The sequence below is a fragment of the Microbulbifer sp. HZ11 genome, assembly GCF_000708675.1.
In the GTDB taxonomy this organism is placed as follows: Bacteria; Pseudomonadota; Gammaproteobacteria; order Pseudomonadales; family Cellvibrionaceae; genus Microbulbifer.
On sequence record NZ_JELR01000005.1, the window covers coordinates 168,760 to 194,895 of the forward strand.

Consider the following 26,136-nt stretch of genomic DNA (forward strand, 5'->3'; position numbering starts at 1 on the left):
TCCACACTGTGGCATTTTGTCGCAGGGTATCGGGAGCGCTTAGTCGTCCCCGCCCGTCCCTTCTCTGGTAGCAAATCAATACAACGCTGACTCAAGAGGATACGGAAAATGAAAATTCGCAGTTCGAAACCACAGAGGTGGATAAAGTGGGCAGGTGCATTGAGTGCCTCACTATTTGCCAGCGCGGCATTTAGCCACGGACTGATGGTTGAGCCCCCGTCGCGAAACGCCCACTGTGGTCTGAACGAAAAACCGGATCAGGCCACCACACCGGCCTGTGTGGAGGCCGCACAACTGGACTCCAACGGTATGTACCAGTTTATGAGCGTGCTGACCCATACCATTGGTCGCTCCGGTGGCGAATCCACCAATGTGTGTGGCTATGACAGCGAAACCTGGAACGGTGGGCCCTCACCGTGGGATCACCAGCTGGATTGGCCTAGCAGTTCAATGAGTGCCGGCCCCCAGACCTTCTCCTGGAATATCAGCTGGGGTCCGCACTGGGACGACACCGAAGAGTTCAAATACTGGATTACCCGTGAAGACTTTGTCTATCAGGTCGGCAGTACGCTCACCTGGGATGCATTTGAAGACGAGCCCTTCTGTGTACTGAATTACGACGATACAGACCCCGACGGCAACCCGGCAGTGGTGGCCGAAAAAGCCAGCAACCTGTTCCACACCACCTGTGAAGTACCCGAGCGGGAAGGCCGCCATATCATATACGGTGAGTGGGGGCGGAATTATTTCACCTACGAACGTTTCCATGGCTGTGTCGACGTAGCATTTGACGGCAGTGGTTCCGGCGGCGGCTCCTCATCCTCCAGCAGCAGTTCTTCATCCGGTGGTACTTCTTCAAGTAGCTCTTCTTCCGGCGGTTCTTCTTCGAGCAGCTCTTCCTCGGGCGGCAGCTCTTCGTCGTCTTCCAGCTCCTCCGGCGGCAGCAGTTCAAGCTCCAGCTCCGGCGGCAGTGTGGGTACCGGTCTCCAGTGTGAATATGTGGTATCCAACGATTGGGGCAGCGGCTTCACTGCGGAAGTCCGTCTGACCAACACTGGAGATACGCCGGTCACCGGTTGGGAGGTACAGTGGGAGTACGCCGATGACACCGTGCTGACCAATACCTGGAATGCACTGGTGAACGGAATGGGTCCCTACACCGCCAGCAACATGGACTGGAATGCCACTGTCGGCGCGGGCCAGACCGTCAGCTTCGGTGTACAGGGTGAGAAGTCCTCCGGCAATGCCGAGGTGCCGGAAATTACTGGAGCAGTTTGTAACTGATTTCTGGGGAAACGCACAAAGCGTGAAAAAGCCAACGGGTCACCGTTGGCTTTTTTTTATGGCGAAAGAAACTTACCAGTCATGCATGGTGCCATCTTCCAGGCGGTTGATCGGCAGGTAGGCGCGCTGATAGGGGAAACTGCGAGCCAGATCCTCGTCGATATCTACACCCAGCCCGGGCTTTTCGCCGGGATGCAGGTAGCCATCCTCGAACACATAGCTGTGGGGGAATACCCGGTTGGTCTCTTCGGTATGGTGCATAAACTCCTGAATACCGAAGTTGGAAACTGACAGGCCAAAGTGCAGTGCGGCGGCCATGGTGACCGGGGACAGATCCGTTGCGCCGTGACAGCCGGTGCGCACATTGTACAGGGCCGCAAAGTTGGCAATTTTGCGCAATTGGGTAATACCGCCGGCGTGTACCGCCGCGGTGCGGATATAGTCGATCAGCTGCTCTTCGATCAGCTGCTTGCAGTCCCAGATAGTGTTGAATACCTCACCTACCGCCAGTGGGGTGGTACTGTGCTGGCGAATCAGGCGGAAGTTTTCCTGATTTTCCGCGGGCACCGCATCTTCCAGCCAGAACAATCGATAGGGTTCCAGGTCTTTGGCAAGGCGTGCAGCCTGGATCGGTGTCAGGCGATGGTGGGTATCGTGCAGCAGGTGAATATCCCAACCCAGCGTCTCGCGCGCCGCGGCGAACAGTTGCGGCACCGCGCGCAGATATTTTTCCGTTGACCAGATATTTTCTGCCGGGAGTCCGGTACCTGCCGGCTCGTAGCGTGCTTTGTCGCTGGTCACCCCGTAGGTGGACTTGAGTCCGGGAACGCCACACTGAAGGCGCACGGCGCGATAGCCCATGGCGATATATTTTTCTGCTTCGCTCAGGGTTTCCTCAATATCTTCCCCATTCGCGTGTGCGTAGACCAGATTGCCGCGCCGGCAGGCACCACCGAGCAATTGGTACAGTGGCAGCCCGGCGATCTTCGCCTTGATATCCCACAGCGCCATATCCACTGCAGCAATCGCACACATGGTGATGGGGCCGCGGCGCCAGTAGGCGCCCTTGTAAAGGTACTGCCAGATATCTTCAATCTGATGGGCGTCGCGTCCAATCAGGCAGGGGATGACATGCTCTTCCAGATAAGCCACCACGGCCAGCTCGCGCCCGTTCACCGTGGCGTCGCCGACCCCATAAATACCGTCTTCGGTCTCGATTTTTAGGGTTGTGAAGTTGCGTCCGGGGCTCGAGAGAATCACCCGGGCAGACAGGATCTTGGACATGACTGCGGTTCCTTGGTTGGTCCCGGTGCGCAGCGCGGCTGGCTGCGCACCGGTTGTGGTTGTTTTGCTGTGGTTATTCCTACTTTTCAACGTACAGGGGGGGACTATCGTCTCCGCTGGGCCGTCCTTTGGTGTAGATAGGGCCGCGCTTTCTACTCGTATGCGTGGGGATAAGACGCATGAGCGCGCCCCTATCCTGCCCTACATCCGTAGCGCTGACGACTGTCGATATTCAAACAATAACCAAAGATTGCTGCCAGATTCTTTCCGCAGGTTTACTCGGGAAAGGCAGCGGCGGCACATTGCGAAGAGGGAAACCCAAATGTTCGAACGCAAGAAATTGTCCGGTGCAGTAGTGGCGGCAATTGCCTCCATGGCCTGTGCGCCTCAGCTGTTTGCCCAGGACAACACCACCCTGGAAGAGGTCACCGTTACCGGCATTCGCGCCTCCATGGAGCGTGCCATGGATATCAAGCGCGATTCCGCCGGCGTTGTTGATGCCATTTCCGCCGAAGACATCGGCAAATTCCCCGATACCAACCTGGCAGAGTCCCTGCAGCGGATTACCGGTGTGTCCATCAACCGCGTAAATGGTGAGGGTTCGGAGATTACCGTGCGCGGCTTTGGCCCCAGTTTTAACCTGGTGACTCTGAATGGTCGCCAGATGCCCACCTCCAATGTGTCCATGGTGGGTGGCGATCAATCAGTAGAAGAAAACAGTAATGCCGGTACCGGGCGTTCTTTCGACTTTTCGAATCTGGCATCCGAAGGTGTTGCAGGGCTGGAAGTGTACAAAACCGGTCGCGCGTCAGCCCCCACCGGTGGCATCGGCGCCACTGTGAACATCAATACCGTTCGCCCACTGGAAAATCCTGGTATTCAGGCATCTCTGGGGGTGAAGGGGATGCACGACACCGGGGTGAACTTCGAGGGTGAGGATATTACGCCGGAAACCTCCGGGCTGTTCAGTTGGACAAATGAAGAAGAAACTTTCGGTGTGGCACTGTTTGGCTCTTATCAGGAGCGCAACGGTGGCACCCGCAGTTCCACGGTCAACGATTGGGACATCCGCACCGGTGCTACCATCAACGATGGTTCCAGCGAATTTGTCGGCAACGATACCGTTATCAATAATGCCCCTGACGATGCTCAGTTGGTGGCTATTCCGAAGGACAGCCGTTACCACGTCTCCACCAACGAACGTCAGCGCACCAACGCCCAGCTCACCATGCAGTTCCGTCCGCGGGAAGACCTGACCCTGACTGCGGACGCCATGTACGCAAACAACGAGCAGACCGAGCAGCGCGTGGACCAGGGAAACTGGTTTAATGCCATTCGCAGTGAGATGACCTTTGACGGCAACTCCACCGTGGCGACCCCCATCTATCAATATCAGGACGTGCCGGGTGACGTAAAAGACCTGGGACTTGAGCAACAACTGCGTTCTACCGAAAACACTCTCGAGTCTTTTGGCTTCAACGCCGATTGGGATGCCACGGATACCCTGAGTTTCAGTTTTGACGCCCACACCTCACAGTCCAAGTCGAACCCCAATGGTCCCATGGGTACCAGCTCCATTCGCTTTGGCATTGGCGCTTTTGTCGTGGATGGCCATACCCTGGATGTGAGCAGCGGCTTCCCGGTGTCCGACATCGTATTCAATGACGATCACTACAATGGCAATGGCCAGCTGGATGCCAATGAGCTCGCATCTTCCGTAGTGCGTACCACCACCGCCAGTCAGGAGCATCAGATCGATCAGTTCGCTATTGACGGCAGCTGGGAGCTGGAAAATGGGCGCATCGATTTTGGCCTGAGCAGTATTGCCTCGGAAATGACCCAGCAAAATATGCGCACTACGCAAACGTTGGGTGGTTGGGGTAACCGCACTCCGGATGTGCCCGCCGATCTGGTGGAAGCCTTCTGCATGACCTGCATGTTCGAAGATTTCAATCCGGGCAGCGACGGTCTTACCGTCTATCGTGGCCATGCGGGTGAACTCTACTCGGCAATGGTCGAGCCCTGGACTGCTGACAATATTGACACGCAGCTTTTCAACACGGTTGAAGAAGATATTCAGTCTGCCTATTTCCAGTTTACGTTGGATGGGGAGCTAGGCAGCTTCCCGACACAGCTGGTCATCGGTACCCGCTTTGAGCAGACGGATACCAATTCCACTTCACTGGTGTACGTACCGTCTGGCATGCTCTGGAAAGCGGACAACGACTTTGAACGCAAGCTGTCGGATGAGGTATTGCCGGTGAGCCTGGATGGCAAGTACAACAACCTGTTGCCAAGCCTCGATTTCTCCATCGATCTGCGCGAAGACCTGAAGGGCCGCGTGTCCTACAGCAAGACCATCGCTCGCCCCGACTACGCGGCACTGTTCTCGTCTGTGTCTGCTGAGAAGCCCTCCGGGCCCACCGCTTTAGGTGTGGTACCTGTCGGTTCCCGTGGTAACCCGGAACTGCTGCCCCTGGAGTCGGACAACTTCGACCTTTCGGTGGAGTGGTACTACGGCGATAGCAGTTATGTATCGGCGGGCTTCTATGAGAAACGCGTGGCCAATTTCATTGGTGACGGCAAGTTCCGCGAGCCTCTTTTCGGCCTGCGCGATCCCAGTTCCGGTGCGCCTGGCACTCGCTCTGGCGACGCCCTGGAGGCGTTGGAGGAGCTGGGAGTGGATGCCAGTGAGGCGCACTTGTTCACCATGACTGCGCTGATTGATAATTTCAGTATCGCCGATGCCAAGTCCATGTTTGAGGCGGAGCTCGTGGATGGCAACCTGCCGCAGGGCTACGTGGATCAAATCCTGACCGACTACGATGTAGTCGCGAATGCTGACGATCCGTTCTTCGAGTTCGATGTGACCTCCAAGGTCAACAACCGCGAAGCGAAGATTCATGGCTTTGAGCTGGCGGCGCAGCACTTTTTCGGGGAAAGCGGGTTTGGTCTGCAGGCCAACCTGACCACTGTACGTGGGGACGTGGGCTTCGATAATGGCGCCGACCCGACCGCGACGCAGTTCGCGCTACTCGGTCTCAGTGACAGTGCCAACCTGGCGTTTATCTATGAGAACTTCGGCGTGTCGGCGCGACTGGCGTACAACTGGCGCGATGAGTTCCTTTCGCAGGTCAACCGCGGTGCCTCAAACAACCCGGTCTATGTGGATGAATTCGGTCAGCTGGATATGAATATCAGTTACGAGGTCACCGATAACCTGACTGTACTGTTTGAGGGCCTGAACCTGACCGAGGAAAGCCTGACACACTTCGGCCGTGACAAGAGCAACGTCTGGTTCGCGCAGGAGTTGGATGCGCGGTACCTGATTGGCGCTCAGTACAAATTCTGATGCTCCCGGTGTCCGATCCACTGGGCGCTGGTTTCAGCAGAAATATTTAGCTCAAGCGCGAAGTGCAAGTGCTTAGTAAATGATAAAGGGACCGCTGCATTTGCAGTGGTCCCTTTCTGCGTTGTAAAAAAGACAAAATAAAAAAAATACGGTGAGAGAGATGACCCAATCTGTACTACTGGATAACGTCCAGCATCACGATCTGAAAGTCATAACGGAGTATTCCGCAGCTTACGGGGATGGCGTCAATCAGGTTCTGGTTTTTCCTTCGGAGTACCAGCACCTTCAGCGTGAATACCCAATCCTGTTTTTTCGCGATAGCGCCAGTGGCGAGTACCAGTCGGTGGCGCTGTTGGGGCTGGACCGCGATGAAAATCTGTACCTGGATAACTCGGGCTGGCAGGCGGATTATGTACCGGCGGTACGCGCGCGGGGGCCCTTTCTGATCGGTCTGCAAAGCGGCGGCGAACCGATGATTCACGTGGATATGAGTAGCCCACGGATTAGCCGGCAGCAGGGAGAGCCGGTGTTTTTGCCCCATGGCGGGAACACGCCTTACCTGGAACGGATCAGTGGGATTCTGCAGCTGATTCATCGAGGTGCGTCGGAAAACCGGCACATGTTTGAGGCGTTTGCCGCCTGTGATTTGATCGCGCCGGTGAAGCTCGAGCTCAAACTCAGTGAGAGCGAGCAGTACACCATCGAGCACTTCAGCACAATCAATGAGGAGCGCCTCGCCGCATTGAACCCTTCCGAACTGGCGTCGTTACACCGCGCCGGTTTTCTGAAGTACGCATTTCTTGTGGTCGCTTCGCTCAATAATATCTCCCGCCTGATAGAGAAGAAAAAGCGGGTATTGGCGCGCGCAGCATAGCGCCGATACTAACGCAATCTGATTCGGGTATAGGCCGGGGAGCTAAATAGCGATGTTTGAAAAACGCGTAAAAGATATTGAGGGGGCATCCCTCGATGTACTGCCGCTGGATGCACTGGTTGAGGGGGATGCGCCGGTTGTGATCCGCGGTTTTTCCCGGCACTGGCCGCTGGTCGCAGCGGGGCTGGAGTCGCCCCAGGCAGCCATGGAATATCTGCTGCAGTTTTACAATGGTTCACCACTGGTCGCCTACATCGGCCCGCCGGAAATCGAAGGGCAATTCGGCTACAACGATTCGTTGACAGGTCTCAACTTTTCCGCACAGCGGGTTGTGCTGAACGATTTTCTGCAGCAGGTCGAAAAGACGCTTTCCCAAGAGGGAGCGCCCTCTCTGTATATCGGTTCCACAACCATCGACGCCTGCCTGCCGGGTTTCCGGCAAGCCAACGACTTGCTTCCGCAGTGTGACGCGCTCACACACTTCTCCCCGCTTGCGAGTATCTGGCTCGGTAATCGCACCGTGGCGCGGGCCCATTTCGATACCTCGTTGAATATCGCCTGCTCACTGGTGGGAGAGCGGCGGTTTATTCTGTTTCCGCCGGAGCAGGTTGCCAATCTTTACCCCGGGCCACTGGAACCGACTCCGGGTGGGCAGGTGGTGAGTATGGTGGATTTCCAGAGCCCCGACTTTGCCCGTCATCCGAATTTTCGCGCAGCAATGGAGAGCGCGCTGGTCGCGGATCTGTCACCGGGAGATGTGCTGTTTTATCCCGCTTTGTGGTGGCATCAGGTGGAGGCGAGGGCCGACTTCAACGTGATGGTGAACTACTGGTGGAACCAGACTCCTGCGTTTATGGATACGCCCATGAACACCCTGCTGCATGGCATGCTCAGCCTGCGGGACAGACCCGAAGCAGAAAAGCAGGCGTGGAGAGCACTGTTCGATTACTACCTGTTTGGTGATGCCGAAGTCCCGCGCGCCCACCTGCCGCAAGCAGCGCAAGGGCCGCTGGCGGCATTGGACAATATGACCGCGCGGCGTCTGCGCGCAAAACTGCTGCAGAAACTCAATCGGTGAACGACGCAATGGTGGAGAAACATGAACAATCATCGAATTAAAAAGGTCGTCATCGCCGGTGGCGGCACCGCTGGCTGGCTGGCTGCCGCCGCGCTCTCCAGACAGCTGGGCGCACTGGTGGATATTGAGCTGGTGGAGTCCGATGCGATCGGCACCGTCGGCGTAGGGGAGTCGACGATTCCGACCATCTGCTCTTTCCACGCGCTGCTGGGAATCGATGAAGCAGAGTTCATGCGTGAAACCCAGGCCACATTCAAACTGGGCATCGAGTTTGAAAACTGGGGGCGCGAGGGCGATCGTTATGTGCACGGATTCGGACAGCTGGGTAAAGCCAACTGGATGGGCGAATTCCACCAATTCTGGTTGCACGCGCAAAGCCTTGGGTTTGGTGGTGATATTGGCGAATACTGTCTGGAAACCCAGGCGCTCAATGCGCGGAAATTCGGCACCTCAGACAAGCCGGTTCTCAATTACGCCTACCATCTCGACGCTACCCGCTACGCCCGGTATTTGCGCCGACGCTGTGAGGCGCGCGAGGGAGAGCGAGGGGTGAAGCGCACGGAAGGCAAGATTCGGCAAGTGACCACCAACAGTGAAAGCGGTTATATAGAGTCTCTTGTGCTGGAGAGTGGTGCTGTGGTGCAGGGGGATCTGTTTATCGACTGCACCGGCTTCCGTGCTCTGTTGATGGGGGAAACGCTGGGGTGTGGGTTTGAAGACTGGAACCACTGGCTGCCCACCGACAGCGCCTTTGCCGTGCAGTCGGAACTGGTTGGTGAGGCTCGCCCGAATACCCGTGCGATCGCGCGCAGTGCCGGCTGGCGCTGGCAGATCCCACTGCAGTCGCGCATGGGCAACGGTATGGTATTTTGCAGTGATTATCAGTCGGACGATGCGGCGCGCGCGCAGTTTCTATCGGAAATTGAGGGCGCCCCTCTGTTTGACCCGCGTCTGATTCGCTATCGCGCCGGGCGCCGTCGCAACGCCTGGGAAAAGAACTGCATCGCCCTCGGCCTGTCCAGTGGTTTTGTGGAACCACTGGAGAGTACCAGTATCCACCTGATCATGATCGGTATTACCCGCCTGATGCAGCTGTTTCCCCTCGATGGGGTCACCCCCGGCCTGCGCAATCGCTTCAACGCGCTGTCTCGCGACGAGCTGGAGAAGGTGCGGGACTTTGTCGTGTTGCACTATAAGGCCACAGAGCGGGAAGACAGCGAATTCTGGCGCTACTGCAGGCACATGCCGGTACCCGACTCGCTGGCGGAGCGTATGGCGTTGTTCCGTGAGAGCGCGCAGGTGCATCGCACCGCGGATGAGCTGTTCCGCTCCGACAGTTGGGTGCAGGTGATGCTTGGTCAGCACCTGCGACCGCAGGCCTACCACCCCATGGGCCGCCTGATGACCGAGGCGCAACTGCGTCAGGCACTGCAGAGCCTGCGGGGGAATATCCGCGCCGCGGTGGATCGACTGCCCGGCCACCAGCAGTTCATCAACCAGTATTGTCGCGCCGCCGCACCCGAGACGGTTTAGGTAGCCACGGGCGCCGCAAAAGAAAAAGCCGGCGCAAGGCCGGCTTCAAGCAGAGATACGATGAGAGAGTTCGATCACCACGCGTTCAATCAATAGTGATCTAGGGGATCTGGTTACTTTGATGGGGCTGTGGCGCTCGAGTTCCTCGCGGCGCGAAAAAAACTGAAAGTTTCTGTGTCTTTTCCCGACTTCACCGGAAGAATGGCGCGAATTCCTTCTTTTCTGGCGCATTTCTTCCCATCACAATCAACCAGTGTTACTTTTCCCAGATTGTGGTACCTGTGTCACGGTTCGTTACAGGACGAACGCCACAGAATCCACAGAAAGCCGATGCGCGGGCAAACCCCGGCGAGGTATTCGCATCCAAGATAAGTCTAAAAACAACACTCAGTAGAATATCGAGTTCAATACGTCGGGGAGCGAACAATGGCCGATCTGGTAATCCTCGCGGCACCGGGGATGGGTGCCGTGAACGAAGACTTTGCGGACCCCCTGTTTCGGGCCCTCAAATCCGCCCTGGGGGATGACTGGTCACGGGTTCACACCGAAAGCATCCTCTGCCAGGGGCACCTGCAGCCCAACCTCGAGCGCGTTTTTGACGCCATGCAAAAGCGCGACATGGACTACCTGCGGGCGCGCAAATTCATGCTCTATGGCCTCGCCGAAGCCGCCGCCCAGCTCAGCGACATCCACCAGCGCGGCGGCAACTACGACAAAACCCAGCAGGCCATCTACCAGACCTTCGAGCGCGCCGCCAAAGCGACCAGCGACAACGCGCCGGTCATACTTCTCAGCCACTCCATCGGCTGCAGCATCCTCTCGAACTATCTGTGGGATGCCCAGCGCGCCACCATCAGCCACGGAATCTGGCGCGACGGCGGACCCAAAGGCGTCCACAAAGCCTCCGCCAAAGACCTCTTCTTGCGCGGCAAAACCCTCACTCACTGGTATACTCTCGGCGCCAGCAACCCCCTCTGGACCGCCGCCATGGCCCGCGACCAGATTCAGGCCGTCACCTCTGACACCCGTGGCTACAACTTCCGCTGGAAGAACTTCTATCACCCCGACGACCTCTTCGGCTGGCCTCTCAAGCCCCTCAGCCCCTCCTACAACCAGGCCGTTTACCGCGACTACGAGACCCGCCCGCTGGCAGACTGGACCGCCGCCAGCTGGGGCCCGCAGCTGGTTTCCCACGATGGCTACTGGCAGAGTGAGCTGGTGCAGAAGAATCTGATCGAGGATGTGAAAGAGGTGCTGAAAAAATCCTCTGCGCGCAGGCCGAGTCCCATGCAACGGGCTACGGCGGCGGCAATTTAGCACTCTGAGGCCCGAATAGAAGGTGGCGATAGCGGGTAAGGGTCTGTGAGACGTTGATTCTCTTCGCTCACCCTGCGGGCGCCTTCGGCGTCCAAAACTGCGTTTTGTCACCGCCATGGATGGCGGTGCAGAGCCCCAGGGATGGGTTCACCGCGTGTCTCACAGACCCTTACCCGCTAGCGGCACCGCCACTTAACGAGCTACGAAGTACCCCGGACCACCTTAGCCGGATAAGTCCACGAGCGTTATACTCGGCACCGAAGACAACACAGGTACTCCCATGGCTCTGCAATTTCACTCGGTCCCCGTCACGCCCTTTCAGCAAAACTGCACCCTCCTGTGGTGTGACCAGAGCAAACGCGCAGCCGTAGTCGACCCGGGTGGCGACGTTGATCGCATCCTCGCCGCCGTGGAAGAGCGTGGCCTCAAATTGGAGAAAATCCTCCTCACCCACGGCCACCTCGACCACGTCGGCGGCACCAAACCCCTCGCCACCAACCTGAGCCTTCCCGTCGAAGGCCCCCAGCAGGCCGACCAGTTCTGGATCGAAAAAATCGAAGTCCAGGCCCAGATGTACGGCTTCCCACCGGTGGAAACCTTCACCCCTGACCGCTGGCTCAAAGACGGCGACACCGTCACCGTTGCCGACGAAGTACTCGAAGTTGTCCACTGCCCCGGCCACACTCCAGGCCACGTCATCTTCTTCCACCGGGAAAGCAATTTGGCCCTGGTGGGCGACGTCCTGTTCGCCGGCTCCATCGGCCGCACCGACTTCCCCATGAGCAACCACCAGGACCTTATCGACTCCATCACCAAAAAACTCTGGCCCCTCGGCGACGAAGTAAAATTCATCCCGGGCCACGGCCCCATGTCCACTTTTGGTCAGGAACGCCAGACCAACCCGTTTGTAGCCGACAAGCGTTTCGGTTGATTCAGTGTCGGTTCACCCTAGGGTCGCTTCAATGGGAGCTCTGAACTTCTACGGCGGCAAAGCACCGGGTACGGGTTTTCAGGACCGCTGTGAACCCGTCCCTGGGCGCTGCGGCGCAAACATCCTGTTTGCGACGCTCCTGAAAACCCGTACCCGGCGCTTCGCCTTCACAGCAAGTTCGTCACTCTGAATCACAGGCCGGTTATGCAACCCTGGAAAATACTCGCACTTCTATCAATCCCCACAGCCCTGGCCCTAACCAGCGGCTGCGCGGTGATTTCCGAAAACGAATGCCAGGCGGGCCTCTGGTACGAGCGGGGCATTGAAGATGGCGCACGCGGCCGCAGCCAGGCCACGGTCTACCAGATCGCGCAGAAGTGCCACGAATACGGCGTGCGCACCGATACCACCGCCTGGATGCGCGGTCATGAAGAGGGGGTTGAACAGTACTGTACGCCCGAGAACGGCTTTGTAGTCGGACGCCGTGGACGCGACTATGAAGGCGTCTGCACCGGCCCCACCGCTGACCTGTTCCTCGCCAATTACGAGCGCGGCCTCGCGGTTTACCAGGCTGAACAGCAGTACGCGGCCCTGGCCAATCGCTATGAAGATGCGGAGCGCGAGGTGTATCGGATAGAGCGCGCTATGGACGATGCGGAAAGCAAGGAAGAGCTGCGTGCATTGCGCAGCCAGCGGCGCAGCTTGCTGCGGGAAATGCGCCACCTGGAAGCTGAGATGATGCGCTTTGGTGGTTTTGGTGCTTTCAACCCGCTGTTGTTTTATTGATATTCGCAGACTGAACCTGTGAATAACTTGAGGTAAGCCCTATGGCAATCTGGCACAGCAATCCCACCGTAGACGAAGTCAATCAGGGATTGGGGGACTGTATGCCCACCTACCTGGGTATGCAAATCACTGAAATCGGAGACGATTTTATCGTCGGCACCATGCCTGTGGATGATCGTACCCGCCAGCCCTTCGGTATCCTGCACGGCGGCGCCAGTGTAGCGTTGGCGGAAACACTGGGCTCCATGGCCGCAAATATGGTGGTGGACACCAGCAAGTTTTACTGTGTGGGTCAGGAGATCAATGCCAACCACCTGCGTCCGGTACCTGACGGCACTGTGACTGCCAGGGCAACCGCCGTACATATTGGCCGCAGCAGCCAGGTGTGGGAAATCCGTATCCAAGATCCCCGCGGCAAGCTCAATTGTATTTCCCGCATCACCATGGCGGTGGTGCCGGTACCTTCAACTTAAATCTGATGTGACTCTGTATTTGCCGTGACCGGGGACCTGTTTACCTTTGAGGAAATTTCCTACCGCCTTGCCCGCTCGCCGCGCCGCAAGCGGCTGGGCCTGGTGGTCACGGAAAAGGGCGCAGAAGTGCGGATTCCCCAGCGCTGCGCCGAGCGACACGGCCATCAGTTTCTGCGTGAAAATATCCACTGGGTGCGCGAGCAGTTGCGCGGTGTGGAGCAGCGCAAGGCGCAGGTCCCGGAGCATCATTTTGCGTTTGGTGCACGTTTCCCGTGGCTCGGCAAAACCCTCGAGCTGGACCGCGCCGCCTGCGCGGTCGATGCGGGCATTCGCGACGGTTATATCCAGCTTTACAGCCGTGTGCGCGAACCGGATGAGGCACAGATTCAGGTTGCGCTACAGAAACTCTACCAGCGCGAAGCCCTGCAACTCCTCACGGAAAAATCCCACTATTTCGCCAGTCTGCTGGGGCTTAAATTTTCTTCGGTAAAAGTCCGCCGCACCCGCAGTAAGTGGGGGCACTGCACCATCCGTGGAGAGCTGCAATATAACTGGTTGGTATGCCTGGCCCCCGAGCCTGTAGTGGATTACCTGGTAATTCACGAGGTCTGCCATCTTCAGCACCACAATCACAGTCGCGAATTTTGGGCGCTGGTTGCGAGCCTTTGCCCTGATTACAAGCAATTGCGTCGATGGCTTAAGGAAAATGGGCATCGGTTGATGCTGTAAGGTTCGTGGTCTGGGCGCTCCGATTTTAGTTATGTGGCGCTGGAGCACTGGGTATTAGTTTTTGGAACCGCTGTGAACCCATCCCTGGGCGCTGCGTCGCAAACATCCTGTTTGCGACGCTTCCAAAAACTAATACCCAGCACTCCCGCTTCAGTATTGCCACTTGTACTTCGCTGCTTATTTCGAAGTACAAATTCTGACGCAGCGTACAGGGATGTATTCACAGCGGTTTCGAAAACGTTCACCCGGTGCCCAAACACCACGAAAGTTGATCTGGCGGTCCCCAAAACGTGGACTCGCTACATCCCAGCGCAAGTTTCTACTTATCCCGCCCAATCTGGCGTAAACTCCCCAAATCATTTTTAAGGCAAGCCGGTATGGAATTGGAACCTCTCGGAGACGACTTTGAGGAAAACTGCGCCCGCTTTCTGCCAGAAGCGGTAGAGCAGGGGTGTGTGTGGGCGCTGGAAGGGGAAGAAGGCTTCGCCCTGTGCGAATCAGAGCGGCGCGCGAATACCGAGGTGATGCCCTTCTGGTCCCAGCGGGAATTTGCCGAAGCCCATATCGTTGACGACTGGGCCGGCTACCAAGTGGTACCGGTCGACCTCGAAGAGTTTATGGACGACTGGCTCGAAGGCATGCATGAAGATGTTCTGCTCGTAGGCATCAACTGGAATGCCGAAATGGAAGGGGAAGAAATCGAACCCCTCGACCTGCTCGAACAGCTCGAGCAGGAGCTCGACTGATCACTGTCAGCAGTCGACAAACAGAGTCGTTCAAAAAACAAACAAGAATAAGCCGGCGACAAGTGTAGTGAACTGCATCCAAACGCCGGAAACAAATCTCCAACAGGAGGTCTGAGATGAGTCAGTTTTCAGGGGTGCAGAGCGTCATCTACGGCGTCAGTAATCTGGAAGAAGCCAAAGCGTGGTATACCACCTTGCTGGAAGTGGAACCCTACTTTGAAGCCGAATGCTATGTCGGCTTCAACGTCGGCGGCTTTGAGTTGGGGCTGGACCCCAACGCGCGCAACGTGATCAGCCGTGCCGATGGCGTCGTTGCCTACTGGGGGGTTGCCGATATTGCCGCCCAGGTAGACCGGATGAATGGCCTTGGCGCGCGCCAGCATGGTGAAATTGTCGACGTCGGCGAAGGCATATTGATGGCCAGTTTCCTCGACCCGTTCGGCAATGTGTTTGGACTCATCCAGAACCCGCACTTTACACTGACGTCTACATCGACCCAGGAACCGTCTGACTGAGACCGAGCGCAGTATTGGAGCAGTAAACGTGAGCAAGCCCCCCGCCAACCGATTCCGCCCCTCCGACCAGGGCTTCGCCGCCGAAAGCCTGGCCCAGATCGGACGCGGCTACGTGGTACCGGACCGGGTGGCGCTGATCACCGGCTGCTCCAGCGGTATTGGCCGCGAACTGGCGCTTGCCCTGCATGCCCGCGGCACCATCGTCATCGCGACCGCACGCCGTGCGGAAAGCCTGCAGGAACTGGCCGACCTCGGCATTGCCACCGAATCCCTCGACGTGAACAACCAGGCGGATATCAACCGCGTGGTGCACGCCATCAAAACCGCCTACGGCCGCCTGGATATCCTGGTGAACAACGCCGGTTACGGTCAGATGGGGCCGTTGCTGGAGCTGGATACCCGCACCCTCGAAGCCCAGTTCCGCACCAACGTCTTCGCGCCCATGGCCCTGGCCCGGGCCTGTGCGCCACTGCTCAAATCCCGTCGCCATGGCGTCATCTGCAATATCGGCTCCGTCTCCGGTGTTCTGCCCACCCCGTTTTCCGGGGCCTATTGCGCTTCCAAGTCCGCACTTCACACCCTGTCCGATGTGCTGCGCCTTGAGCTGAAGCCGTTTGGCATCCGTGTCGTTACCGTGCAGCCGGGGGCCATCGCCTCCGAGTTCGGGCGCCATGCGGAAACCTCCCTGCGTGGGCTGTTGGCTCCGGACTCCTGGTACAAGCGCAGCGAAGATCATGTGCGCGCCCGCGCCATGGAGTCCCAGCAGAATGCCACCCTCGCCCGCGACCTGGCCAAGTCCCTCGCTGCGGAGCTGCTGCGCAAGCGCCCCGCCACCCTGCTCAGAATCGGCAACAAGAGCCGGCTGCTGCCGTGGGTCGCCCGCTGGCTGCCGCGCTGGCTGCGGGACCGGATGCTGTCAAAGCGGTTTGGGCTAAAGCGTTTGCAGCTCTCCAATCAGTAAATAGGGTTTGCACTCTGTGGCATTGGGTTTGAGGCGCCTGGACAGAATCCAGGTCGCTGACGCCGCCACCTCACTTCAAATCCACTATGTTTGTGGATAGCCCAACGATTTTCCTCGGGCCGAATCACCGCTGGAACTTTTTCCCTTTATGGCTCTCGACCAGATCACCATCCTCGCCATCCTGGCGGTCACCATCCTCCTGTTTATCTGGGGCCCCTGGCGCCACGATATGGTGGCTCTGGCGTCCCTGCTGGCCTGTGTGTTTACCGGGTTGATCGAGCCGGAGAAAGCCTTTACCGGATTTGGTCACCCCGCCGTGGTTACCGTGGCCTGTGTACTGATTCTGAGCCGCGGGTTACAGAGCACTGGGGCCATGGATGCGCTGGCGCAGAAGGTTGTTCCTAAAAAAGGTGGCATCACCCTCGCCATCGGCGCGCTTTCCGCCCTCGGCGCGGCCATGTCTGGCTTTATGAATAACGTCGGTGCCATGGCGCTGCTGATGCCCGTGGCCACCGATCTCGCCGACCGCCACGATGTGCCTCCGGGCAAGGTGCTGATGCCCCTTTCCTTTGGCACCATTCTCGGCGGTATGACCACCCTGATCGGCACACCGCCCAATTTGATTGTCTCGAGTTTTCGCGCCAGTAGCGGCGCCGGCAGTTATGGAATGTTCGACTTTACTCCGGTCGGCGTGGTGGTGGCGCTAGTGGGCGTTTTGTTTGTGTCGCTGATCGGCTGGCGCCTGGTTCCCGCGCGCAATCAGGCGGGTGCGGCGACCTTCGATACCGGGACCTATCTCACCGAAGCCCTGGTGGGGGAGAAGAGCCCCTCCATCGGCAAGTCTCTGGCGGAGCTGGTGAAAATGATTGGCGATGAGGATGCCCAGATTATCGGTCTGGTTTACAACAATGCCCGGGTATCCACCGCCATGCCGGGGCTGCGCGTGCGGGCCGGGGATATTCTGGTGATCGAAGCGGAGCCGGAGGCGTTGTCGTCGGTCCTTTCGAGCCTTGGATTGACGCTGGCGGCGGATCCGCAGAATGAGGACGACGCCGCGGTGGATAGTGCAGCGCTGGTACCGGACGCGGAGGGGCCGGAGGAAGACAGGGGGGATCGTCCACCGCTGGCGGAGCAGAATATGGCGCCTGCTGCCCGAGAAATAGTCGAGATTGGCGATGTAGAAATCCCGCCGGAGCTTGCCGAGGATTCCGCTGCCGGTAACGGGGCGGATACGGAGGGTAAGGGAAAGGGCGCCAAAAAAGAGGGCGATGAGAAGCGGGGTCGGGAAAAGGCCGATCTTGCCCTGCGCGAACTGGTGGTACTGCCGGATTCCTACCTGATCGGTCGCACTGCGGAGAACCTGCGGCTGGCGGGACGCTACGAAATCAACCTGCTGGCGCTGTCCCGACAGGGGCGTCGCTCGGTTAAGCGTTTGCGTTCGACTGCGCTCAAGGGGGGCGATGCGTTGTTGATGATGGGCACCGAAGAAAATCTGTCCACCTTTGCCAGGGAGCAGCGCTGTGTGCCGCTGGCGCAGCGGGATATCACTATTCCGAACAAAGAGAAGGCTTATGTGGCGCTGATCGGGATGGCGTTGGCGGTGGCTGGGGCGGCGTTTGGGCTGTTGCCCGCGGCAATTTCGTTTGCCACCTGTGTGCTGGCCTTCATGGCGCTCAAGGTGGTGCCTATCCGCAGTATCTACGAGGCGGTGGATGGATCGGTCATTGTGTTGTTGGGGGCGTTGATTTCTGTGGCGGAGGTAATGGATTCGACGGGCGCCGCGGATGTGGTGGCGAAGTCGATGCTGGACAATCTGGCTCAGGGGAATCCGGTGTTTGCGCTGGTGATGATTCTGGTGGTGACGATGACACTATCGGACTTTATGAACAATGCGGCGACGGCGGCGGTGATGTGTGCGATTGCGCTGAGCGCGGCGGCGCAGTTGGATGTGAATCCGGACAGTTTTCTGATGGCGGTGGCGATTGGTGCTTCCTGCGCGTTTCTGACCCCGGTGGGCCACCAGAACAATACGTTGATTCTGGGCCCGGGCGGTTTCAAATTCGGCGACTACTGGCCCATGGGTTTACCCATGGAGATCCTGGTAGTCGCCGTATCGGTACCCATGTTGTTGTGGGTCTGGCCCTTGTAGGTTCTTAATCGGGTTCTGTGGCGGCACCGCTACCGGTAACGCCTTGGTGAAACACGAGCTAGGCGCCCCCCCGATAACCCATCCATGGGGGCTCTGCACCGCCATCCATGGCGGTGAAGGTTTCACCAAGGCGTTCCCGGTATCGGCACCTGCACAATTGGCTTCGGGGCTCTTAACTACGCCACATCATCATCCGGCGATTCCACCAGATCCGCCAGATACTCCCCACAAAACCGCAGTGCATCCGTCACCGTAACAATCCCCGCCAGCTCCCCTTCCTTCATCACCAACACCGAGCCAATCCCGGTTTCCGACATGGCTAGCAGGATCTTGTCCAGCGGGTCGTGGATATCGGTGATGTAGGGGCGACGGGCGCAGAGGTCGCGAACGTACAGTTGCTGTTCTTCGAGGCGGTGGCCGGGGGATCTGGCGCGCTCGATGTCGCTGCGGGAGATGATGGTTTCAAGGTCGCCGTCTTTGGTAACGGGGAGATGATGGACGCTGTGTTCTTCCATCAGTGCCTCCGCCGCTTCAATGGGGGCGTCGATGTCGATATGGTAAGGGAATGGCGTCATCAGGGCGGCCATTGTGGGCATGTGGTGGATGTCGCGGATTTTGCTCATGTAAACCCTTCCTCACTCCTTGTTCCTGTACCGCTTGTCGGCGCTGTCAGCACAAGGATAGATCAGTGGTGTGGCAGGTCGGGGAGGAATGGCGGGTGGATGTGAGGCTTTACGGGTTTAATGATCCAAATGGTATCTGTGATTCATCGAATAGGCGTTGGCTATTTATAGACAACCCAGTATTATGCGCGGCCTTGGCGATGGGTCGGATATGGGCATATATGCCCTATACGAGCTAAATACCCGAGACAAATCTGTATACAGACACTTGAATTACCGGGATTCGGTATTATTAAGTGCTGTGTTTCGGATTTAAAAATACTATTTGCCTGATTTCTTTTACTAATCGACCGTCTGGAAGTATTCGGCGTTGATTGGTGGAAATGCCCATGTGTGGTTTTGATATGGCTGGCAGGTAATATGGATATATCACAGTAAACTTGTTTACACGCCGGAAGGCGATGTCAGATATGTGGTCGGCGTCGTATTTGAGTGAAGAAGTGTAAATGGGTTTGCATTCCCGCGAAATATAAGTCTCAGCCCGGACATATTGGCGTTCAGGGCGAAATGCTTATTAGGCGTATATTGTGCGGCTCTTGGCCGTGCGTTTCGCAGAATTAAATCACTATCAAGACACTAAACCGCAATATATATCGAGGCTCACGTATATATGTTCCAAGATTACGATCAAATCGAACAACAAATTGCCGAGCACCAGGCAAAAATTGAAGAACTGCAGGAGCAGATGGCCAAGGCTGAGCGCAAAAAGCAGGGCGTAATTGCCTTTGATAAGGCGCTGGTCAATCTGGCCGCAGAATACGAAATGGAAGAAGAAGAATTCTTCCCCGCCCGCGGCGAGATGATTGTGGATTGGCTGGTGGGCCAATTGAACAATAACGATGCGCCGGACTATGTCCGTTCCTTGAAGGCCCGTGTCGCCCGTCATCTCAAGCGTGAAGGCGAGGCTCCCCGTCGCGCTACCCGTAAGGCTGCGAGCAGCAAGCCCGCCGAGCCCAAGCTGGAGACCGGTCATTACCGCAACCCTTACACCAATGCCACCATTGAGAAGAAAAAGCGCAACCCCAAGCAGCTGAATCAATGGGTGGCCGAGCACGGTCTGGAAACAGTGCAGTCCTGGAAAATCTGATTTCCCAGTGATCCTGTGACCTCTAGAACCCCCGGTAGTCCCAGCTGCCGGGGGTTTTCTGTTTGGGCGCGCGGATCTTCACGGTTGGCGGGGCGATCCTTCGAATGAATTGAAGGGCGGCGCATTACCGGTGTGAAACCTTTAATCGGGCGTCAATTGGCGGATTCTCGCGCATACCTGTGCTCACCACACCTGGATATCAACAATACTTTCTCGAGGTGCACATTTTGTTTGCCTGATTAGCTGTTGAACGAGGAGTACCCTGTGCCCAAAAGGCTTGTGTTACCGGGTTGTGGTTCCCTGCGCCTCCCACTGTTTGCCGGGATCCACCTGGTCTTGTGTCTGTGCCTGACGGGTTGCGATTTCAGCAGTGACTCCGGCAGCATCGCGCCCAGCGCCAGCTCTTCCAGTAGCAGCTCCGGTGGTACCCGTAGCGCCAGCAGTTCAGGCGGCACCGGTGCAGAGATGACCGGGGTATTTCTCGATGGACGAATACAGGGTCTCTATTATGAGACCCCGAGTTTTTCCGGGCTGACCGACGCCGATGGTATCTTCCGTTACCGAGAGGGGGAGGAAATCCATTTTTCTCTGGGGGGGATTGAACTGGGTTCCGCACTGGGGGCGCCGGCGCTGAATCCGTTTCACCTGGGTGGTGGTAAGCCGCTGACGGATGAGGTCGATCTACGGGCAGCCCTGGAAGACCATCAGCGGGTGGATGCGCTGGATATCGCCACCAATATGACACGCCTGTTTATGATCCTCGATCGGGATCTGGACCCCAGTAATGGCATTGATCTGACCGACTGGGATACAGAGCTGCAGGATTACCGTGTTGATCTCGCATTCGATCTCTACGCTTTCCCTTACCGCCGTGGCCTGGATTCCCTGCCCGCGATCAAAAGCCGGTTCGACATTGACTACCAGCTGCCACTGGATGCTCCACTGCTGTATCTGTACGACATCCTTGGCATCGTGGTGCCGACACTGGTGCCGCTGGAGGAGAATCGCGATGTCCAGGATAACGGCACCATCGAACAGCGATTACTCTGGCGGTATACCGATTTAGGGTTGCCGCGGGAAATTCGCTACACACTGTTGCCGGAAGAGACCGATCGCTGGCAAGAGCGCCTCGACTATCTTTACGACGATCTGGGCCGGGTGGTTTTCCTGCGACGGGAAACCGATACCAACGAGGATGGCAGTGTTGATTTCTTCTATACCTCGGAGCGCTTTTTTGACGATGACAATTTTCTGATTGAGGTGCTGGAGCAGGATGGGCGTTTGGTGGAGGAAGAGAGCCGAAGATATACCTTCGACTATGACAGCGGCGGCAATCTGGTGCTGTTCCTGTTTGAGCAGGATGCCAATTTCGATGGCGTGATCGATAGCCTTTTCGCAGTGGAAAGTCTGTACAACGACGAGGGTCTGCTGCGCTGGCGTGAGCAGGAGACTGATCTCAATGCCAATGGTGTGATCGAACGGCGTCTGCGCTTCGAATACTTTTACAACAACGACGGCCACCCGTTGGAAGTGGTGGAAACGGAAGACGACGGTGCGTCCCTACGCGCAGATGGAGTCGTCGATCGTCGCCGGGAAATCGCTTACCGCTATGGCAGTAACGAGCGATTACTGCGGGAAATCGTGCGTCTCGACGACAATGGTGATGGTCAGGTGGACCGTATCAACACCTACGAGTTTTTCTATCGTTCCGACGGGCGCCTGTATCGGCAGGAGTGGACATTTGACGTGGATGCCGATGGCAACCCCAACAGCCGGCGGACGTTTGAGTACCGGTATAATTCCAGTGATCTGCTGTTTCGCGTCGAAATGACCCTGGACAATGACGACGACGGAATCGCGGAAGCCCGTGAGGTCACCGACTACCTCTACAACGATCGCGGCCAGCTCCGGGAAACCACCACCGAGACGTTCAACGGCGCCGACGAACGCCAGGGATTACTGAGTATCGCGCGTCGTTATGGTCGGCGGGGAGAACTGGTGGACTGGTATCGAGAGGGAGTGGGCGTGACCGGCACCACCAATACGCCCATCCGCCTCGACTGGCGCTACCGCGAACTCGATGATGGTCTGCGCTATCTGGTGCACCACTACCGCTACCGGCAGCCCGCATTTGTGGAGACCGGCACCACTGATATCAACTTCCCGTGCGTGGATTACCGCTTCGCCGAAGGGGGGCCCCGCTGCGCACTCAGCTGGCCGCTGCAGTGGAAACTGGAGTGGGAGGTTTTCTGGAAAGCGCCGGGTATCAATCAGGGTGGGCCGGTGGTAATCCGGCCCTGAGAAGCGGCTTGGACCGGCTTAGAACCGCAGCTGTAAATCCGCATACACACTGCGTGGCTCGCCAATAAAGTAGCGGTCGCCTCCACCGAGGCTGCTGTAATCCGCGCGCTCTGCATAATCCACATTCATCAGATTCTCAATGCGCAGACCGATGGAGGTATATGCACTTAGGGTCTGGCGAGCGCGAAGGTGAACCAGCGAATGGCCATCATAGCGATGGGCGTTCTCGATATCGGTGTAATAGCCACCGGTGTACTGCCATTGCAAGCCCACCTGTGTGGACTGCGCAGGTTGCCAGGACAGGTTCACACTGTACAGCGCGCGCGGGGCGGTGTCGATATCGTTGCCATCTGTTTCAATCACTCCGGACCCCGGCTCGCTGACGTCATTGGTGTACTGGTGCCGTGCCAGGGTACCGGCGGCGCCCAGCTGCCAATTGTCAGCCAGTAGCCACTGCCATTCGTATTCCACGCCGAAGTGGCGACTTTCTCCACCGCTCAGATTGAGCCGGTCGGAAGACTGGAATACGACGTCGGATTTCGCCATATAAAAGCCGGTCAGACTGTAGCGGAAGTCATCGCTGCTGTGCTTCAGACTGATTTCCAGACTGTCGATGGCCTCGGAGTCCAGGTCTGCCACCAGCTGACCATTTTGCAGGCGGTACAGCTCGGTCGCCTGGGGCGCGCGGAAACCGTGTGCGAGGCGCAGGGTGGCGGTGGTCCTGTCACTGAACGACTGGACCAGGCTGGCATTCAGCGACAGGTTGCTGAAGCTATCCTGGCGGTCGTCCGGGCGCGAGTAACGGCAACCGATGGCGCCGGTAAATCCGTTAATGCACAGTTCGCCGCTGTCGGTTGTGTCGCCACCAATCATGCGGTTGTCGTAGTCGTACCGCAGGTGTTCACCCCGGGCGCCGAGTGTGCCCCGCAGAGATTCCCCCAGCGGCCGTTCAACCTGACTGAATGTGGCAACCACCAGCGCGGATACGCTGTAATCGTAGTGTTTGCCCGCCGGGAAAGAGGAAAAGCCTTGCTCCTGGCTTTGCTGCAACCAACCGTCGGTATACTCGAGATCGATTCCGCTGATCCATCGTACGGACTCCGAGTCACCGTGGTGCAGCGCTGTCTGCACGCCTACGCCGCTCTGGCCATTTTCCTCCAGCGGAGTGCCTGGCAGAAAGTGCATCAGGAAACGCATATCCGTATGGCGTGCGTAAGGCGTGATCTGCAGTAATTTGCCGTTGCCCAGGTTTTTTTCCAGTCGCACCTGAGCGCGGGCGGACTGACTATCGCGAAAGGCCTCCGGGTTGGGGTTCTCCCGCTTGCGGTCCGGGTCTTTGTAGGCATCTTTCCCGGAGACATAACCCGCGGTTTCCTGATTCAGGTTGCTGGCATTTATCAGCGTCTGATAATCCCACCCCTGCCAATTGCCGTCGCTGCGCAGTTGCAGCTTTTGCTGGTCGAAGCCGGAGTCGTCCTTATAGCCGCCATCCCGAGCGCCGCTAAAACCGATGCGCAGTCCCCCCTCGTCGTTCCCACTGCTGTGATTCAATGCTATTCGTCGGTAACTGTTAGCGCCGCCTTCAACGCTGATGCTGGACTCACTTCCATTGACCGGAGCTGCACTCAGCACATTGATCACGCCGTGCTGCGCATCGGATCCATACAGCACGGAACCGGGGCCGCGCAAAACCTCTATGCGGCCGGCCTGCTCGAAGTTGGTGTCGAACAGTTGATTGACGTTGCAGAAGCCGGTACCGCGTACCGGCACGCCATCCTGAGTGATGGCGAAAGCACCGCAACTGCCGGCTCCGGTCAGTACGGGGGAACGCACGGCAATCAGGCTTTCCTGGCCATTGCCGCGGTGGATTGCCACGCCGGGTATTGTGCTCAGTACTTGGCTCGGGTGGATGGCACTGGCCGATTCCAGTGTGTCCAGGCTGACCGTGGATAGTGATTCTGCTTGTGAATCGATAGGCCGCTCAGTACGGCTTGCGGTAACCACCACTTGTTCGAGAGTTTGTCTCTCCCCAGCCGGGGGCACGGGCGGGGCAAGCAGAAGGGCAAAGAGGGTGGGCGGAATGATAAGTGCTGACATCGGAATCCGGTATAAAGGGACGATTTAGCGAGCGTTGTTCGGCAGAGAAGTATGGTACCGATATGCACCCATTCCGAACAGGTATTGTTCCGATGTTATCGCTCTTTTCACTTCATCGACCGGCGGGTGCGCAGCACACCAATGACGGTGACTGTCCGCGCCCCCATTGGTGTTGCCACGCAATCCCGATTTCCGTTTGCTTCCCGGCCTCTCGTCAAAGTGCCTGTTGAAATTCCGGCGCAATTTTTTTCCTGGTGCCCAACAGATAGATTGCAGCAGAAATACCGGATGTCACCAGCGCAAACAGGCTAATTTCCAGCTGGCGCTCGTGACTGATCAGCGCAATCAACATCAGCAGCAGGGCACATAAGCCCATTGCAACGGCAACCACCCGCGCGGGGAGGTCACTGGCCACAGCCCCCGCGTTGCTGGTGGCGTTCTTGTAGGTGTCTGGTATCCAGCCGGGCGTACCGTTTCGATCGATGACGAAGGTGAAAAGGGCGAGCACTGACAGGGGGACCAGAATCCCGATGCCCAGCTCGATCACTGCCGAGTGCTTGGTCAACCACGCCAATGCTGACGGGCTGATAGACCCATCGGCCGGCACCGACAATATCCATTTGAATGCGCCGCCGGCAGCGAAGGTGAGCAACACACAGCTCCACACCGCCCGGGCGGATAGCCGCCGTGAAAAAATACCCCATACGGTTGGTGCAAACAGGGGCCCGACCATCAGGCTCGTGACACTGACAATCACTTTTTCCGCTCCGCCCATATAGGGAATTGAAATGGCGACCGCAATCAGCAGTAAACCTATTAGCAGGGTGATCCAGCGTCCGACGGTGACCAGATTGCCTGCGCCTCCTCGCTGCTCCATAAGAGGGCGGTAAAAATTTTCAGTAAATACGCCGGCAAATACATTGAGCTGGGAGCTTGCCAGGCTGGCGGTCGCAGAGAACATCGCAGCAATCAGCAATCCGACCAGACCCGCAGGTAACACGGAAAGACAGGCAGCAATGTAGGCCTGCTCCGGGTCAGCACTAGGATCAATGACGCGGTACAGCATGGGCGGCATCAGCCAGACGAGCGGGCTTACAAGATACAGAATGCCAAACAGATAAGCGCTCTTACGCGCTTCTTTTGCGCTGGGCACGCTGATGAAACGCTGCGCGAATGCCCAGTCGGCGCCCACCATAAAGAAATGTATACACACCCACCCCATCAGGAAGTAGAGACTGTAGCCCTCACTGACGGGCGCGAAGAATTGCGCCGGTGCCTGCTCGATAAAGGTGCCTACCCCACCGATCGCCTGCAGCATAAAAACCAAGACGAAAAGCACTGATAGGTTAAGGACAATAAACTGAAGGACGTCGGTCATGAGTACCGCCCACAGCCCGCCTGCCATGGTGTAAATAATTACCACCAGGCCAAAGGCAAGAATCGCCCATTCGACGGCGAGATTTCCGGTATTCGGGTCCCGGAATGGGTTGCCTTCAGGCAGGGGCATCAAGGCAACCAGAATGATACTGAGCGCATAGAGTGCAACACCTGTACCTACAATCCGGTACACAAGCATTGCCCATGTGTACAGTTGTACAACGCTCTTACCAAAGCGCAGTTCTATGTACTCTGCGGGTGTATCAACGCCCATGGTCTTCCAGCGCCCAGCGACAAAATAACCGGCAGCCAAGGCGGCGATGCCGTAGCACAGATTAATGGATACCGCGACCAAGCCATATTTATAGGCGATTCCCCCCCACACCACGAAAGTACCGGCGGAAAACATGGTCATAAACCCGCTGAGCCCGGAGACCCACCAGGGCGCCTGCCCGCCGGCGGCAAACATGTCCTGTGCGCTCCGGTTACGCTTCGCATAGAACACGCCAATCAGCACAATGCCCAGCATGTAGGCGGCCAGAACCCAATAATCCAGTAGTGCCAAAATCTATTCTCCCG

General features: G+C 57.7%; 20 protein-coding genes. 16 read left to right on the forward strand and 4 right to left on the reverse strand.

Translation table 11 applies throughout. The features are described 5' to 3' along the window. The first annotated feature begins 108 nt into the window (after positions 1–108). Positions 109–1,284, forward strand: a complete 1,176-nt coding sequence (locus tag AU11_RS16460; protein WP_081848208.1) for a lytic polysaccharide monooxygenase — start codon at positions 109–111, stop codon at positions 1,282–1,284. 72 nt (positions 1,285–1,356) lie between these two features. Here AU11_RS16460 and manD read toward each other — a convergent pair whose 3' ends face one another. Then, on the reverse strand, positions 1,357–2,568 hold the full coding sequence (gene manD / locus AU11_RS16465; protein ID WP_043320723.1) for a D-mannonate dehydratase ManD: 1,212 nt from the start codon (positions 2,566–2,568) through the stop codon (positions 1,357–1,359). 322 nt (positions 2,569–2,890) lie between these two features. Between manD and AU11_RS16470 the strand changes: the two genes are divergently transcribed. The 13 genes from AU11_RS16470 to AU11_RS16530 all read left to right on the forward strand — a co-directional run bounded on the left by AU11_RS16470 (position 2,891) and on the right by AU11_RS16530 (position 18,012). After that, a complete protein-coding gene (locus AU11_RS16470) occupies positions 2,891–5,920 on the forward strand; it encodes a TonB-dependent receptor (protein ID WP_043320724.1) in 3,030 nt (1,009 codons plus the stop codon). Positions 5,921–6,080: 160 nt separating this feature from the next. Beyond that, positions 6,081–6,794: a SapC family protein gene (locus tag AU11_RS16475; RefSeq protein WP_043320725.1), complete on the forward strand. Its 714-nt coding sequence runs from the start codon at positions 6,081–6,083 to the stop codon at positions 6,792–6,794. A gap of 52 nt (positions 6,795–6,846) precedes the next feature. After that, positions 6,847–7,872 carry a cupin-like domain-containing protein gene (locus tag AU11_RS16480; RefSeq protein WP_043320726.1) on the forward strand — a complete coding sequence of 342 codons (1,026 nt, stop codon included), beginning with the start codon at positions 6,847–6,849 and terminating at the stop codon, positions 7,870–7,872. A 21-nt stretch (positions 7,873–7,893) separates the two neighbouring features. Further along, entirely contained in the window at positions 7,894–9,405 is a 1,512-nt protein-coding gene (locus AU11_RS16485; protein WP_043320727.1) for a tryptophan halogenase family protein, read from the forward strand. Between the two features lie 426 nt (positions 9,406–9,831). Beyond that, positions 9,832–10,722, forward strand: a complete 891-nt coding sequence (locus tag AU11_RS16490) for a hypothetical protein (RefSeq protein WP_043320728.1) — start codon at positions 9,832–9,834, stop codon at positions 10,720–10,722. 280 nt (positions 10,723–11,002) lie between these two features. Then, positions 11,003–11,653 (forward strand): MBL fold metallo-hydrolase, encoded by a 651-nt coding sequence (locus AU11_RS16495; RefSeq protein WP_043320729.1) that lies wholly within the window; start codon positions 11,003–11,005, stop codon positions 11,651–11,653. Between the two features lie 204 nt (positions 11,654–11,857). Continuing rightward, on the forward strand, positions 11,858–12,439 hold the full coding sequence (locus tag AU11_RS16500; protein WP_043320730.1) for a DUF2799 domain-containing protein: 582 nt from the start codon (positions 11,858–11,860) through the stop codon (positions 12,437–12,439). A 41-nt stretch (positions 12,440–12,480) separates the two neighbouring features. Next, positions 12,481–12,912 (forward strand): hotdog fold thioesterase, encoded by a 432-nt coding sequence (locus AU11_RS16505; protein WP_043320731.1) that lies wholly within the window; start codon positions 12,481–12,483, stop codon positions 12,910–12,912. Positions 12,913–12,936: 24 nt separating this feature from the next. Further along, complete coding sequence (locus AU11_RS16510; protein WP_043320732.1) at positions 12,937–13,641, forward strand: M48 family metallopeptidase; 705 nt, start codon at positions 12,937–12,939, stop codon at positions 13,639–13,641. A gap of 377 nt (positions 13,642–14,018) precedes the next feature. Further along, the gene (locus AU11_RS16515; RefSeq protein ID WP_043320733.1) at positions 14,019–14,387 is read left to right on the forward strand and encodes a DUF2750 domain-containing protein; all 369 of its coding nucleotides are present in this window, start codon (positions 14,019–14,021) and stop codon (positions 14,385–14,387) included. 116 nt (positions 14,388–14,503) lie between these two features. Beyond that, a complete protein-coding gene (locus AU11_RS16520) occupies positions 14,504–14,902 on the forward strand; it encodes a VOC family protein (protein ID WP_043320734.1) in 399 nt (132 codons plus the stop codon). 28 nt (positions 14,903–14,930) lie between these two features. Further along, a complete protein-coding gene (locus AU11_RS16525) occupies positions 14,931–15,863 on the forward strand; it encodes an SDR family oxidoreductase (protein ID WP_081848209.1) in 933 nt (310 codons plus the stop codon). A gap of 148 nt (positions 15,864–16,011) precedes the next feature. After that, a complete protein-coding gene (locus AU11_RS16530; protein ID WP_043320735.1) occupies positions 16,012–18,012 on the forward strand; it encodes an SLC13 family permease in 2,001 nt (666 codons plus the stop codon). Positions 18,013–18,188: 176 nt separating this feature from the next. Here the strand turns inward: AU11_RS16530 and AU11_RS16535 are convergent, their stop codons facing one another. Further along, complete coding sequence (locus AU11_RS16535) at positions 18,189–18,635, reverse strand: CBS domain-containing protein (RefSeq protein WP_231492095.1); 447 nt, start codon at positions 18,633–18,635, stop codon at positions 18,189–18,191. A gap of 670 nt (positions 18,636–19,305) precedes the next feature. Between AU11_RS16535 and AU11_RS16540 the strand changes: the two genes are divergently transcribed. Both AU11_RS16540 and AU11_RS16545 read left to right on the forward strand, forming a co-directional pair. Beyond that, positions 19,306–19,782, forward strand: a complete 477-nt coding sequence (locus AU11_RS16540) for a DNA binding protein (RefSeq protein ID WP_043320736.1) — start codon at positions 19,306–19,308, stop codon at positions 19,780–19,782. Positions 19,783–20,046: 264 nt separating this feature from the next. Next, the gene (locus tag AU11_RS16545; RefSeq protein ID WP_156035419.1) at positions 20,047–22,083 is read left to right on the forward strand and encodes a hypothetical protein; all 2,037 of its coding nucleotides are present in this window, start codon (positions 20,047–20,049) and stop codon (positions 22,081–22,083) included. A gap of 18 nt (positions 22,084–22,101) precedes the next feature. On the opposite strand, the gene AU11_RS16550 is transcribed toward AU11_RS16545, so the two are convergent. After that, positions 22,102–24,180, reverse strand: a complete 2,079-nt coding sequence (locus tag AU11_RS16550; RefSeq protein ID WP_043320738.1) for a TonB-dependent receptor — start codon at positions 24,178–24,180, stop codon at positions 22,102–22,104. A gap of 214 nt (positions 24,181–24,394) precedes the next feature. Then, entirely contained in the window at positions 24,395–26,122 is a 1,728-nt protein-coding gene (locus AU11_RS16555; protein WP_043320739.1) for a Na+:solute symporter, read from the reverse strand. Positions 26,123–26,136: the final 14 nt, after the last annotated feature.